This is a genomic window from Thermoactinomyces sp. CICC 10522 (assembly GCF_016055075.1).
Taxonomy (GTDB): Bacteria; Bacillota; Bacilli; order Thermoactinomycetales; family Thermoactinomycetaceae; genus Thermoactinomyces_A; species Thermoactinomyces_A daqus.
Genome location: NZ_JAECVY010000003.1, coordinates 199967 through 212626 on the forward strand (window position 1 = coordinate 199967; position 12660 = coordinate 212626).

General features: G+C 50.3%; 12 protein-coding genes and 1 pseudogene. 7 read left to right on the forward strand and 6 right to left on the reverse strand.

Translation table 11 applies throughout. The features are described 5' to 3' along the window. Nucleotides 1-53 precede the first annotated feature (53 nt). Both I8U18_RS07235 and I8U18_RS07240 read left to right on the forward strand, forming a co-directional pair. Nucleotides 54-1424 (forward strand): aspartate aminotransferase family protein, encoded by a 1371-nt coding sequence (locus I8U18_RS07235; RefSeq protein ID WP_198055453.1) that lies wholly within the window; start codon nucleotides 54-56, stop codon nucleotides 1422-1424. A 4-nt stretch (nucleotides 1425-1428) separates the two neighbouring features. Continuing rightward, nucleotides 1429-2295, forward strand: a complete 867-nt coding sequence (locus I8U18_RS07240) for a MurR/RpiR family transcriptional regulator (protein ID WP_033101043.1) — start codon at nucleotides 1429-1431, stop codon at nucleotides 2293-2295. Between the two features lie 332 nt (nucleotides 2296-2627). Here I8U18_RS07240 and I8U18_RS18185 read toward each other — a convergent pair. Continuing rightward, nucleotides 2628-2834: pseudogene (locus I8U18_RS18185) on the reverse strand (YciI family protein); the annotation flags it as partial. Nucleotides 2835-3032: 198 nt separating this feature from the next. Then, nucleotides 3033-3521, reverse strand: a complete 489-nt coding sequence (locus tag I8U18_RS07250; RefSeq protein WP_033101041.1) for an RrF2 family transcriptional regulator — start codon at nucleotides 3519-3521, stop codon at nucleotides 3033-3035. Between the two features lie 206 nt (nucleotides 3522-3727). Between I8U18_RS07250 and I8U18_RS07255 the strand changes: the two genes are divergently transcribed. Beyond that, nucleotides 3728-4381, forward strand: coding sequence for an FMN-dependent NADH-azoreductase (locus tag I8U18_RS07255; protein ID WP_033101040.1), 654 nt, complete (start codon nucleotides 3728-3730; stop codon nucleotides 4379-4381). A gap of 411 nt (nucleotides 4382-4792) precedes the next feature. Here the strand turns inward: I8U18_RS07255 and I8U18_RS07260 are convergent, their stop codons facing one another. Next, nucleotides 4793-5329, reverse strand: a complete 537-nt coding sequence (locus I8U18_RS07260) for a PolC-type DNA polymerase III N-terminal domain-containing protein (RefSeq protein ID WP_033101039.1) — start codon at nucleotides 5327-5329, stop codon at nucleotides 4793-4795. Between the two features lie 225 nt (nucleotides 5330-5554). Here I8U18_RS07260 and I8U18_RS07265 point away from each other — a divergent pair, with 225 nt between their 5' ends. Together I8U18_RS07265 and I8U18_RS07270 are read left to right on the forward strand one after the other, a co-directional pair. Beyond that, nucleotides 5555-6784, forward strand: coding sequence for a multidrug effflux MFS transporter (locus I8U18_RS07265; RefSeq protein ID WP_033101038.1), 1230 nt, complete (start codon nucleotides 5555-5557; stop codon nucleotides 6782-6784). Nucleotides 6785-6915: 131 nt separating this feature from the next. Beyond that, nucleotides 6916-8040: a glycerate kinase gene (locus I8U18_RS07270; protein ID WP_198058985.1), complete on the forward strand. Its 1125-nt coding sequence runs from the start codon at nucleotides 6916-6918 to the stop codon at nucleotides 8038-8040. A gap of 63 nt (nucleotides 8041-8103) precedes the next feature. Here the strand turns inward: I8U18_RS07270 and I8U18_RS07275 are convergent, their stop codons facing one another. Beyond that, the gene (locus I8U18_RS07275; protein WP_181735391.1) at nucleotides 8104-8256 is read right to left on the reverse strand and encodes a hypothetical protein; all 153 of its coding nucleotides are present in this window, start codon (nucleotides 8254-8256) and stop codon (nucleotides 8104-8106) included. Nucleotides 8257-8404: 148 nt separating this feature from the next. On the opposite strand from I8U18_RS07275, the gene I8U18_RS07280 reads away from it, so the two are divergent. Next, nucleotides 8405-9166, forward strand: a complete 762-nt coding sequence (locus I8U18_RS07280; RefSeq protein WP_033101036.1) for a sulfite exporter TauE/SafE family protein — start codon at nucleotides 8405-8407, stop codon at nucleotides 9164-9166. A gap of 134 nt (nucleotides 9167-9300) precedes the next feature. On the opposite strand, the gene I8U18_RS07285 is transcribed toward I8U18_RS07280, so the two are convergent. Continuing rightward, a complete protein-coding gene (locus I8U18_RS07285; RefSeq protein ID WP_198064632.1) occupies nucleotides 9301-11418 on the reverse strand; it encodes a heavy metal translocating P-type ATPase in 2118 nt (705 codons plus the stop codon). After that, nucleotides 11402-11776: an ArsR/SmtB family transcription factor gene (locus tag I8U18_RS07290; protein ID WP_033101034.1), complete on the reverse strand. Its 375-nt coding sequence runs from the start codon at nucleotides 11774-11776 to the stop codon at nucleotides 11402-11404. The genes I8U18_RS07285 and I8U18_RS07290 overlap by 17 nt, the downstream gene beginning before the upstream one ends. A 313-nt stretch (nucleotides 11777-12089) precedes the next feature. Here I8U18_RS07290 and I8U18_RS07295 point away from each other — a divergent pair, with 313 nt between their 5' ends. Next, nucleotides 12090-12659, forward strand: a complete 570-nt coding sequence (locus tag I8U18_RS07295) for a nitroreductase family protein (RefSeq protein WP_033101033.1) — start codon at nucleotides 12090-12092, stop codon at nucleotides 12657-12659. Nucleotide 12660: the final 1 nt, after the last annotated feature.

The following is a 12660-nucleotide window of genomic DNA, read 5'->3' on the forward strand; positions in this document are numbered from 1 at the left end:
ATACTCCGTTGCAAATATTTAATGGAGTATATATTACAAACGAGGTGGAAATCATGGATCATCACGCCCTCCTTCTCTCCAAAACCAAACGCTCTGCTGAAGCCTATCGGGAGGCGGCAAGATGGATTCCGGGCGGAGTAACGGCAAACATCAAATACTTTGAACCGTATCCGATCATCATGGAATCTGCTGACGGCCCCTATCTGTACGATGTTGACGAAAATCGCTATATTGATTACAACTTATGTTACGGAGCGTTAATCCTGGGACATGGCCATCCCAACGTCAAAAACGCGCTGCAAACACAACTGGAGAAAATCGGAACCACGATCTTCGGCACTCCCCATCAGCTGGAAACGGAGATGGCCCGCACGCTGGCCGGCCTTTACCCGGGGATCGACCAGGTTCGCTTTACCAATTCGGGCCTGGAGGCGACTTTGTTGGCCATTCGTCTGGCCATGGCCTGGACAGGCCGAAAAAAACTGGCCAAATTTGAAGGCCACTATCACGGCGCTTACGATCAGGTTTTGATCAGCGTCAATCCGCATAAACGGAACCGGCATGAACCCCCTTCCCCGGCTCCCGACTCAAGGGGCCTGCCGGAATATTATACAAAAAACACCATCATTCTGCCTTTTAACGATTTGGAACAAACGGCGGAAATCCTCAGCAGACACCGGCATGAAATTGCCGCCGTGATTCTCGAACCGATTCAGGGAGGATTCATTCCGCCGGAGCTTCCGTTTTTGCAAGGGCTGAGAAAATTAACCGGTGAGTACGGGATTGTGCTCATCTTTGACGAGGTAAAAACCGGGTTTCGCATCGGCATATCCGGAGCGCAGGGATTATACGGGGTTGTGCCCGATTTAACCGCCCTCGGAAAAGTGCTGGGAGGCGGTTTTCCGGTCGGAGCCGTCGGCGGCCGGCGGGAAATCATGGAATTATGCTCACCTGCAGGCGGCACTGACATTTTGACCACCCAGTCTGCCGGCGCTGCTTCTCAGGGCAAACCCTTGTTTCACAGCGGTACGTATAACGGCCATCCATTAGTCCTCAGCGCCGGGCTTGCGACCATTCAGACATTGGCCGAGCCCGAACTTTACCGGCAGCTGGAGGAGAACACCGCGCGGCTTAAAGCCGGATTTGAGGAAATTGCCGTTCGCCATGGAATCACCGCCCGGACAGTCGGTGTCGGGAGCATCTTCAACCTGGTGTTCACCGACCGCCCGGTGCGCCAAATTCAGGACGTATTGGCCTCAAATCTGTCGCTGCGCAAAAAACTGGATCAGTATTTGCTGGAGAACGGGATTTTTATCAAACCCCTCAATCGCTTCTCCATGTCGGTTGTCCATACCGAAAAAGTGGTGGATGATACACTGGAACGATTTGAAAACGGGGTGAAAAAACTGAAAGGAAAGGCGTGATCGTTTGCCGGAACACAGCGACATCTTTGCCAGAATCCGTGCGCAAAGCGGCCGGATGAGCAAAGCCCAGCGGCGGATCGCAGCATATCTTGAAGCCCATCCGGATACCGTTCCTTTTTTAACCACGGCCAAATTGGCAAAGCAAGCGGGGGTCGGCGAGGCGACGGTCGTTCGCTTCGCCTCTGCCCTCGGCTTTTCGGGCTTCACGGAAATGCAGCAGCATTTGCAGGAGCAGCTCCGCAGACGGGTGACAACGGTGGAGCGGCTGGATTTGAATGCGGATCTCTATCCTGAAGAACAACGGATTGCCTACGAAGTGCTCACCGATGATATCGCCAACCTGAAACAAACGATGCAGATGCTGGATGCGGAAACCTTCAGCGAAGCGGTAAAACGGATCCATCAGGCCGCATCGGTCACCATTGTCGCCCTGAGAAGCTCGCATTCACTCGGTTCCTTTCTCGCATTTTACTTCCAGTTACTGCGAAAAAACACGCAGTTCATCACTGATTCCGATACCATGTTTGAAAAGCTGGCCCACCTGAACAAGGAAGATCTGGTGATCGGCATCAGCTTTTCCCGGTATACAGCCAGAACGGTGGAAGCGATGCGCTTTGTGCGGGAACGCGGGGTTCAGACTCTGGCCATCACTGATGCCCACCATTCCCCCCTCGCCGCGGTCTCCGATCTTAGTCTCATTGCCTCGAGCAGCCTGCCGTCCTTTCTCGATTCTTTCGTCGCTCCGCTCAGCCTGATCAATGCATTGTTGACGGCGGTGGCAAGAATGAACCGGCAGGAAGTAACCCGGCATTTGGAGAGAATGGAGCGTTTGTGGGAACAGGAAGGAATCTATCATTCTGATGAAAAGTGAGCTCCGATGCGTTGAACGACCATGACGGCCGGGAGATTGTCGGAAGATTTTCCGGTCTCAAAAAGAACGCCCTCCCCCCAAAATCCTGTCAAACCCGGTGTGCTCATTAAGATAATAAAAAACCTTTCAAGGAAAATGGTCCTCCCCTTGAAAGGTCCGCTTGTTGACAAAACCTCAAAAAACAGGAATCCCTGGGTCCGGGTGCTACTCTTCACTCCCGTCTCCTTCACCGCAAAGATCGCAGCGAAAAAGCACCCGTCCCCCTCCATTTTTTCAGTTCCCCCATCGACGTGAATTCTCCTTGTTTCCGCGATCCGCCAGAATAGCGATTGTTATTCCTCAAGGCGGTCCAATACCTCTTCCAAAAGAAAATTGTTTTCAAAAGTGGCTTCTTGAACCTCAACGATTTTTTGTGTTTGATAGTATCCTGCCTGGGAAAAAGGATCTCCCTTTAATAGTTCCTCGGCTTCTTTTTGTGATTCAGCTTTGAGAATCATTAAAGCTGTGCCGTCTACACAAGGACCGCAAAATGGTAATTTTCCTTTTTTCTTTTAATGAACGTAAATACTCAACGTGCCCAACAACAAGTTCTTTGGACATGAGATGCTTTTGCTTGTCAGAAAGATGGACGATAAATTGTTTGCTCATTTAGTCCTCTCCTTTAAATAAGGATTTGGTCATGAAACCGGGTCAGCAAACACCGGAGTGGATCAATTGAATTCCGGCCTTGACACATGTCAGTTGCTCTTCGAAAAATATTCCCGGGTATCTTTGCGTATATGTTTGGGCAAGACGCGATCAAGCTCTTCATTTAACCAGGCCAGTGTTTTACTGCGCAAGTAATCACGCATTTTTTCTTCCGCAGAGAGCATAACTGAATTGATGGTGCAAAAGGAGGGAGCAGAGCAACAGTTTTCCCTGTACAAATATCCATTGTCTTTAATGTTTTTACATTGGAATATAGGCTTTGAACCTTCAACTGCTTCAATCACATCCCAAAAGGAAATATCCTCCGGCTTCCTGGATAACCTATACCCTCCCTTTACACCAGGTACAGAACTGACAATCCCAGCCTTGGATAATTTACCAAAAACTTTGGAAAGATATGTCTCAGAAACCCCTTGGAATTCTGCCAAATCCTTTATCCCAACACTTTTATCGGAAGGAACATCGATTAAATAAACCAGACAATGTAAAGCATATTCAACACCGACACTATACTGCATATTTCTTCACCTTCTTTTGATTTTAAAGATTAATCCAGTTGTATCTTAGAAATATGTAGAGTCTTAGTCAAATAAAAGAAATCGATGCGATTAAATGATGCTTCATTTGACAAAGATGATGAAAGTCTTTATTATGGATAAATGTAATCGGCGATTAACTAAGTCCATAATTAGGGACTGAAATTCATTTTATTGGAGGAATAAAAATGAACAAAACGCTTATTATCAACGCACATCCAAAGACAGATGATCCTTCTTCAGTGAGCTTGCAGGTTCTCAACCACTTTTTGAAAGCTTATAAAGAATTCACAAACGGAAGCGAAGTAATTGAACAGATTAACCTGTACAGTGAAGACGTGCCCATGATTGATAAAACAGTTTTAAGCGCATGGGAAAAGCAGCAAAAAGGACAGGAGCTAACCAGCCAGGAGCAACAGGTAACAGAACGCATGTCGGAGATCTTACAACAATTCAAAAGCGCAAATACGTATGTCATCGTTTTGCCTTTGCATAATTTCAATATTCCATCAAAGTTAAAAGATTATATGGATAATATCATGATCCCACGTGAAACGTTCAAGTATACCGAAAACGGATCAGTGGGTCTGCTTAAAGACGGACGAAGATTGCTCGTGATCCAAGCAAGCGGAGGAATCTATACAAATAATGATTGGTATACAGAAGTTGAATACTCTCACAAATACCTGAAATCAATGTTTAATTTCCTCGGGATCGAAGATTATCAAATCATCCGTGCACAAGGAACTAATATATTGGAGCCAAACGAAGTATTGCAAGAAGCATTTAAAGAAGCTGAAGAAGCTGCTTTCAGATTGGCATCTAAATCAAAACGGTCCTGAAGGAAAAGAGATATAAGCGGTGTCGGGCAGGGCGGCCCGTTCCCCCTCTAAAAACCGTGCACACGTGTTTCACCGAACACGGCTCAGGCCTCTTTAAACGTCCCGTATTCTGGATGCAAGAGACTCGGTTCCCTTGTAAATCGGAACTGCCAAAAGATCACCAGACGGTGTGATAATTGTGCCATCCAGTAAGTCTGGTGATCTTTTCTTATGGTCAATCGGCATCAGATCGCGCGAAAAAACATCAAACCAGCCGGACCCCGCACTTTCAGCCAATCCCCGTCCTGAATCATCGCCGGTCAGATTAAAAGTGGGCAAAACTTCAGCCGTTTCATTTCGCGATCGCTCATTTTCGGAAGCAATGCTCCTTTGATGTTTGCACGGCCTGAAGCTGTTCTGCCTGCGCCTTTTTTATTCCGGAAACCGTTCAGAAGAAGGATCTTCATCCGGTTGGCGGCATAACAGAACAACCGGCAGTCCCCTGCCCGTAATGCGCCGGTAAAACCGTTCTACATGACGATCGATCTCCCGCTGCCGCGCCATCTGCAAAACAGCCGGATTGGCAAAAATCACTTCAATCTTCGCACCATTGATCCGCCACTCCGCTTGCCCGAACCAGGTAGCCGCTGCGGGTGTAACCAGTTTCTGCAAATTTTTTTGAATAAAATATTTGTACTTTTGCAACACGACCGGATGCTCAACCGCGTCATACTCAAACCGGACGGAGACGCGAATGGCCGGATGAAAATGTTTTTTTACCCTGGACCGGAACTCCTGCCAAATATCCGGATCGAGAGGTTCAACAAGATGCAAACAGAGTTGCCAGGTTCGTTTCTCCTGATCCACGATCACTTCTTTGATATAACCACCATGAAAATGCCGGTTCAGCCAATCTTCAGGCAATTCCGTCTCGCGAAAAAGGTTGATCAGCGCCTTCTTTCCTTTCACCTCTCTCAACCTCCCGGTCTTCTTATAACAGAGAGTTTATCAGAAAAAAAACGGCGGAACCAGATCAGTTTAAAATATTGAAACAACAAGGAATAGCCGAAAAGATCAGGTTGACGTCCATGTTGGAATACCTTAAAATCATTTCGATTAACGAAAACTTTCCATTTCTAACAAATTACTTGTTCAGCATCATCTGATTTAACCATGAGGGAGGTTTCAACATAGATGAGCAAATCGCTCGGCAGTTACGACACAACCCTACTGAAATCCACCCGATCACGCCGAGCTGGAATGATCTTTCTGCTGGGATCTCTTGTCTCCTTCGGCCCTCTGTCCATTGACATGTATTTGCCTTCGCTGCCCGTTCTGGCCAAGGGGCTTCACACCAGCACATCGCTCTCCCAGCTCAGCCTGACATTCTGTTTAATCGGGCTCTCGCTCGGGCAATTGGTCGCAGGCCCGCTCAGCGATACGCGCGGCCGGCGGCTTCCGCTTCTTTGCGGGCTCGTCCTTTATACCGTTTCATCCCTGTTATGTGCTTTCAGCTCTTCGATTTGGGTCTTGATCCTGCTCCGGTTGATCCAGGGACTGTCGGGGGGTGCGGGCATTGTCATCGCCCGTGCCATCGTGCGCGATCTCTACTCAGGTCCGGAGTTGACCAAATTCTTTTCTCTTCTCATGCTGGTCAACGGTGCGGCCCCGATCCTCGCTCCGATCATCGGCGGACAGTTGCTAAACATCACCTCTTGGCGCGGGGTATTCATCGTGCTGAGCATTGCGGGTGCGATCATGATGCTCTCCACTTTGTACACCCTGCCGGAAACACTGCCTGTCGATCGCCGGGCCAAAGGCGGAATCAAAAATACCCTGTCCACCATCCGCAATCTCGCCGGTGACCGTCTTTTCATGGGCTATGTGCTGGCGCAAGGAATGGTGACCACCGCCTTGTTTGCCTATGTTTCCGGTTCTCCGTTTGTCCTGCAAGACATTTTTGGCGTCTCGCCGCAAATGTTCAGCCTCTTCTTTGCCATTAACGGCTCCGGCATCATCATCGCCAGCCAGGTCACCGGGAGACTGGCAGGGCGGGTCGGCGAAGCAAAGCTTCTCCTCATCGGGCTTGGCATAGCCGCAACCGGCGGGGTTCTGCTGCTGGCCGCCATTTTGCTCGGTGCCGGTCTGGCAGCCATTTTACCTCCCTTGTTCATGGTGGTCTCCAGCGTCGGAATGGTTTCGAGCGCAAGTTTTTCTCTGGCGATGCAAAACCAGGGAAAAGCAGCAGGCAGCGCTTCGGCATTGCTCGGATTGCTCTCCTATGTTTCCGGCGGAATCGCTGCCCCGCTCGTGGGCATCGCCGGTAACCATTCCGCCGTGCCTATGGGAATCATCATCGCTCTGGCCGAAGCCGGCGCCGTTCTCAGCTACCTGCTCCTCATTCGCAAGCGGAAATCCTCCTGATTTGCCAAAATCCCGTTGTTCCTCCCTCTGTGGCTGGAAAAACGGGATTTTATTTTTTAAAGAGCAGAATGACTTTTATCTGAAAATGAATTACCATAAACGAAAACACCCATACACTGAGAGGAAACTTTATGAGAATCATCATTGCACCCGATTCGTATAAAGGCAGTTTGCCGGCCAAAGAAGTGGGACTCACCATTATGAAGGCGTTTACATCGGAAATTCCCGAGGCTGAGGTAACGGTGATTCCGATGGCGGACGGTGGTGAAGGCACGATTGACGCAGTGGTTTATGCCACCGGCGGTAAAACACAATCCGTCGAAGTGGCAGGACCGCTCCTCAAGCCTGTCACGACCTGCTACGGTGTGATCGACAAACAAACGGCAGTCATTGAAACAGCCAATATCGCCGGCTTGCCCATGGTGCCCAAAAACGAGCGAAACCCGTTGCACACTTCAACCCTCGGCATCGGGCAAGCGATCAGACATGCCTTGGATCAAGGCTACCGGCGCTTTATCGTCGGACTGGGGGGAAGTGCGACCAATGACGGGGGAATGGGCATGCTTCAGGCGCTGGGAGCCACTTTCCTCGATGCACAAAATCAACCGCTGCCCCCGGTCGGAATCTCGCTCGATCACGTTGTCAAAACCGACCTCAGCGGATTGGATCCCCGTCTGTTTGAAAGTGAAATTCTCGTCGCCAGCGATGTGCAAAATCCGCTGTGTGGCGACCAGGGAGCAACCAGCGTCTTCGGTCCGCAAAAGGGGGCAACCCCCGAACAGCTGAAACAGCTGGAACGGGGCATGCAAAAGTATGCGCGGTGCCTCGAAACACTGACAGGCAGGTCACTGCAAACGGTTCCCGGAGCCGGGGCTGCCGGCGGTCTGGGATTTGCTTTCCTCCTGTTGCAAGCCAAAATAAAAAGCGGGGCAAAGCTGATCGCAGACCTGGTTCATTTGGAAGAAAAAATCGCCGGAGCTGACTGGGTGATTACCGGCGAAGGAAAAACTGACTTCCAGACCCAATACGGCAAGCTTCCCGTTTTCGTGGCGCAATTGGCGCAAAAACACGGTGCCAAAGCACTCCTCCTCTCCGGCAGCATCGAACCGGGAGCCGAAGCTTTAAGCAGCCATTTTGTCAGTCTGCACTCCATTCAACGAAGACCGCTCTCTCTGGAAGAGGCCATGGACCAAACCGCTTCCCTTCTGATGGAAACCGCCCGAAACCTGGCGCGCCTGATCAAGGTTTGTTCCTGAAAATCCGGCACAGCAAACAGGAAAACCCGCCTTCCCGATCACATGCCGGGCGGCGGGTTTGTTTCAGTCAGATGGATCGACTTCATCTAAAGACAAAGTTGTGACCTCTGTATAATCGCCCCGGGCAATTTCCTCTTTCGTCGCTTTCTTCTCCAATTCCTCATGATCGTTTAACCCGGGAGCGATTTTGTTCGCTTCTTTCTGCTTTTCCTTCATTCCGATGCCTCCTTTTGAATCCTTAGTTTGCGCGATGATTGCCCGGAAAATTCATTTTGCGATCAGCGGTGAAAATCGTGGTAATATAAAAAAAACGATTTTACCACACAAAAAACGCAAAAATTACAGTATAGGAGACACCCAAGAGATGGAACATTTAAACATTGGCATGCTTCTGTTTTTGATCGCATCCGGCTTTTTGGCCTCGTTTATCGACTCCGTGGTGGGGGGAGGCGGCCTGATCTCCATTCCCGCCCTGATGATGACCGGGCTGCCGCCCACCGTCGTGCTGGGAACCAACAAACTGGCGGGCACGATTTCCTCTCTGACCAGTACCATTACATATATCCGTTCCGGGAAAATCAATTTTCGACTGGTCAAATATCTCCTTCCTTTGTCGTTCGCCGGTTCGATATTGGGCGTTTATACTGTCAAGCAAATCTCTTCCGATTTTTTAAGACCGTTGATCATCGTTTTCTTAATCCTGGTTACGTTTTATTCTTTGCTGAAAAAGGAGTGGGGGCGGGAATCGAAGTTTGAACAATTTACGGTCAAGACCGGTATTTTCATTGCCATGGCCAGCTTTGCCATCGGTTTTTATGATGGTTTTTTCGGTGGGGGAACCGGTTCTTTTCTCATGTTTTCGTTTTTGCTGCTGGGGTTTGATTTCATCCAGGCTGCAGCAAAAGCCCGGTTGCTCAACTTCACCAGCAACATAGCCGCACTCATCTTTTTTATCTGTCTACATGATGTCAATTTTGTCTATGGAATTCCCATGGGAACAGCCATGCTGTTGGGCGCGCTGGTCGGCTCAAATGTCGCTCTGCGCAAAGGGGCCTCCTATGTCAAAGTGCTGTTTGTCTCGGTCACCATCCTTCTGATCGGCAAACAAATTATTGATTATCTGTAAAAGAGATCGAAAATCTATGATGAGGATTCACCATTGCCCACGAACGGGCGATCTTTGCAAAACAGGCGCCGAACTTGCGGGAAGAATCTTTCTTTCGCATTCGGCGCCTGTGTCCGCTTCCGTATAAAACGGCTTTATTCCTTGATTTTCAGAAGTCTCATCGCATTCAGAGTGACGATCAGGGTGCTGCCCATATCGGCAAAAACGGCCATCCACAGCGTTAACCATCCCGGAATGATAAGCAGCAAAGCGAGAAACTTGATGGCAAAAGAGATGGTGATGTTTTGCTTGATAATGCCAAGCGTTTTGCGGCTCAGCCCGATGGTAAACGGAAGTTTTCGCAAGTCATCTCCCATAAGCACAATATCCGCTGTCTCCAATGCCGCGTCTGTTCCTGCCCCGCCCATGGCAATGCCGACTGTTGCAGCAGCCAAGGCCGGGGCATCATTGACGCCGTCTCCGACCATTGCCACCCGGTTTCCGCTGTTACGGACCGCTTTGATCCGCTCCAATTTTTCCTCAGGCAAAAGCTCCGCTTCAATTTCCCTGATCCCCAACCGGTTGCCTATGGCGTCGGCTGTCTCGCGGTTATCCCCTGTCAGCATGACGGTTCTCCTGATTCCGATCCGGTGCAACCGCTCTACCGCTTCCCGGCTGTGCTCACGAAGTTCATCGGAAATGGCGGCCAGTGCCAAGGCTTTCTCTTCATCAGCCAGCAGCACGACCGTTTTCCCCTGTTTTCGATAGCTTTTCACCTTTTCTTCAATGTCAATCGGAATGCCGTTCGGCAGGATTTCTGCCAACCAATCCGGACGGCCCGCATAATAGTGCTTTCCGTCCACTTTGGCCCGGACGCCTTTTCCGGTAACCGATTGAAAATCTTCTGCTTCCCCAACCAAAACTGCCGACTCCTTCGCTTTATCCAGCAGGGCGGCGGCCAGCGGGTGCTGCGAATGACGTTCAATCGAGGCGGCAATTTGCAAGTGGGCCTGTTCTTGGCCGGTGAAGGAAATAAAATCTGTAACCACCGGGCGCCCCCGCGTCAGGGTTCCGGTTTTATCAAAGGCGATGGCCGTCAAGGAGCCCGCTTCCTCCAAATGGATTCCGCCCTTGATCAGAACTCCGTTTCGTGCCGCGTTTCCAATCGCCGTGACGATGGCCACCGGAGTGGAAATCACCAGAGCACATGGGCATCCGACCACCAGAAGCGCCAGCGCACGGTAAATCCAGACAGACCAAGCCCCGTGAAAAAACAGCGGCGGAATCAGGGCGACGAGCAGGGCAAGGAGCAAAACGGCCGGGGTGTAAACTTTGGCAAACCGGTCGATGAACGCTTGAGAAGAAGCCCTTTCCGCCTGTGCTTCCTCCACCAGATAAATGATTTTGGAAAGGGTGGTGTCCCGAACCTGCTTGGTCACCTTGATTTCCAGGTAACCTTCTTCATTTATGGTGCCGGCAAACACCTCATCTCCCGCCGATTTGGCGACCGGAATCGATTCACCGGTAATGGGGGCCTGGTTGACAGCGGAGGAACCCGACACAACGACCCCATCCATGGCGATTTTCTGCCCCGGCTTGACCAGCAGAATATCCCCTGTTTCGATCTCATCGACAGGCAGGGTGAACTCAGCCTGATTGCGCCGCACGGTCGCCTGTTTCGGGGCCAAATCCATCAGCGAGCGGATGGATTGCCTCGCCTTGTCCATCGAGTATGACTCGAGAATTTCACTGATGGCAAACAGTACGACAACTGTCGCTCCTTCGCCCCATTCCCCGATGGCGGCAGCCCCGACGACGGCGATCGTCATCAGCGCTTTCATATCAAAATCGAGGCGGATCATGCTTTTGATCCCATTCACAAACAGCCCGGCGCCACCGATGAGCATGGAGATCACCATAGTCAAAATCGCAAAGGCGCTCGTTTCACCATACAGATCATCGGCAGCATAACCCAGAAGGAGAAAGATCAGCGCGAAAAATAACCGCTGATTCTCCCGCTTTTTCCAAACCGGAGTCCGTTCCTCCTCTTCACGCAGACCGTCCGGGACCAGCTTCAGGTTTTCAAAGGCCCCTGCTTTTTCCAATTCCTCAAGCGATGCGGTTCCGTAAACAGTCAGCTTCGATGCACCGAAATTGATCCGGGCATCCTCCACGCCTGGCAGGGCCTTGACGTTCCTTTCAAATTTGGCGGCACATCCGGCGCAGGTCAAACCCTTGACCCTGTACATATGACAATTATCGTTTTTCCCCATTCTCTCCCACTTCTTTCTGATGCAAAAATGCGATCTCGATCAACTGCCGTACATGGTCATCATCAAGCGAATAAAAAACGAGCTTCCCTTCCTTCCGGTATTTGGCCAGTCCCATGTTTCGCAGCAAGCGCAAGTGATGGGAAGCGGTCGCCAGAGAAGATTCAATAATATTGGCAACATCGCAGACGCACAGCTCCCCCTCCTGCATGAGCGCATAAGCGACCTTCAAGCGGGTCGGATCGGCCAGTGCCTTGAACAGTTGCGCCGTCTCCAGCGGATTCACCGCTTGCAAATGCGCTTGCACCCGCTCCACTTTATCGGCATCAAAACAATAGATCTCACAGCGGTCTTCACTCATACCATGCACCTCGCGCCACAATCTGACGGTTATTTTCTTATATTACAATACTCAAACAACCATTTGAATAATTGATGGGAAATTTAAAATTTCTTTCGCAAAGTGCATTGCAAAATGCGCTGACCTTCCTCCTCCATGCACTTCGTATCGTCACTCAAAGATCCCCCGCAACCCTCACATCCTTGCCGGAATCATCTCAGAATGTGCCGATGTTGTCTGCAAGAATTTTTTCGTCTTGTCAGACCTCTCAATTCTGTATATGATAATGATAATCGTTATCATAAATTGATTCATGATCGCTGGGAGGCAAAACATGAGTAAATCAATCACTCTTCGTTCGTTGACCGAAGTGATTCGGGAGCGGCGGACCGTACGCCAGTTCCGCCCTGATCCGGTTCCGCTGGATGTGATGAAGGAGATTTTGGAAACTGCCAATTGGGCCCCCTTTCACAAGGAAAAAGAGCCATGGCGCTTCCTGCTGGTGCACGGAAATCGCAGGGAGGAAATTATCGCATTATCCATGAAAGTTTACTCCCATCTGCCTGCTCCGACTTTAAAAGCATTTGAAACGTACTTGCGCACCGTCCCCATCTATTTATTCGTCATCATGGAAGAAAGCGAAGAACGACAGCAATGGGAAGATGATCTCTGCGCGACTGCGGCCCTGATTCAAAATATTCAACTTCTCGCCTGGGAGAAAGGGCTTGGCATGGTATGGAAAAGTTATTACGGCACAGATCTGGGGCGGGCTTACCCGGAGGAACTGGGGCTCAAGCCGGGCGAGAAACTGGTTGGTCTCCTTCTGATGGGATATTTTGATCAAGCCCCAAAACCAAAACGCCGCACTCCGCTGTCCGAGTTATTGACGATCCGGGGGGATTAGC

Excerpts from the sequence above, each read along its gene's own strand:
- I8U18_RS07235 (WP_198055453.1), top strand. The coding sequence starts at position 54 with ATGGATCATCACGCCCTCCTTCTCTCCAAAACCAAACGCTCTGCTGAA.
- I8U18_RS07250 (WP_033101041.1), bottom strand. The coding sequence starts at position 3,521 with ATGCAGTATAGTGTCGGTGTTGAATATGCTTTACATTGTCTGGTTTAT.
- I8U18_RS07255 (WP_033101040.1), top strand. The coding sequence starts at position 3,728 with ATGAACAAAACGCTTATTATCAACGCACATCCAAAGACAGATGATCCT.
- I8U18_RS07265 (WP_033101038.1), top strand. The coding sequence starts at position 5,555 with ATGAGCAAATCGCTCGGCAGTTACGACACAACCCTACTGAAATCCACC.
- I8U18_RS07270 (WP_198058985.1), top strand. The coding sequence starts at position 6,916 with ATGAGAATCATCATTGCACCCGATTCGTATAAAGGCAGTTTGCCGGCC.
- I8U18_RS07275 (WP_181735391.1), bottom strand. The coding sequence starts at position 8,256 with ATGAAGGAAAAGCAGAAAGAAGCGAACAAAATCGCTCCCGGGTTAAAC.
- I8U18_RS07280 (WP_033101036.1), top strand. The coding sequence starts at position 8,405 with ATGGAACATTTAAACATTGGCATGCTTCTGTTTTTGATCGCATCCGGC.
- I8U18_RS07285 (WP_198064632.1), bottom strand. The coding sequence starts at position 11,418 with ATGGGGAAAAACGATAATTGTCATATGTACAGGGTCAAGGGTTTGACC.
- I8U18_RS07290 (WP_033101034.1), bottom strand. The coding sequence starts at position 11,776 with ATGAGTGAAGACCGCTGTGAGATCTATTGTTTTGATGCCGATAAAGTG.
- I8U18_RS07295 (WP_033101033.1), top strand. The coding sequence starts at position 12,090 with ATGAGTAAATCAATCACTCTTCGTTCGTTGACCGAAGTGATTCGGGAG.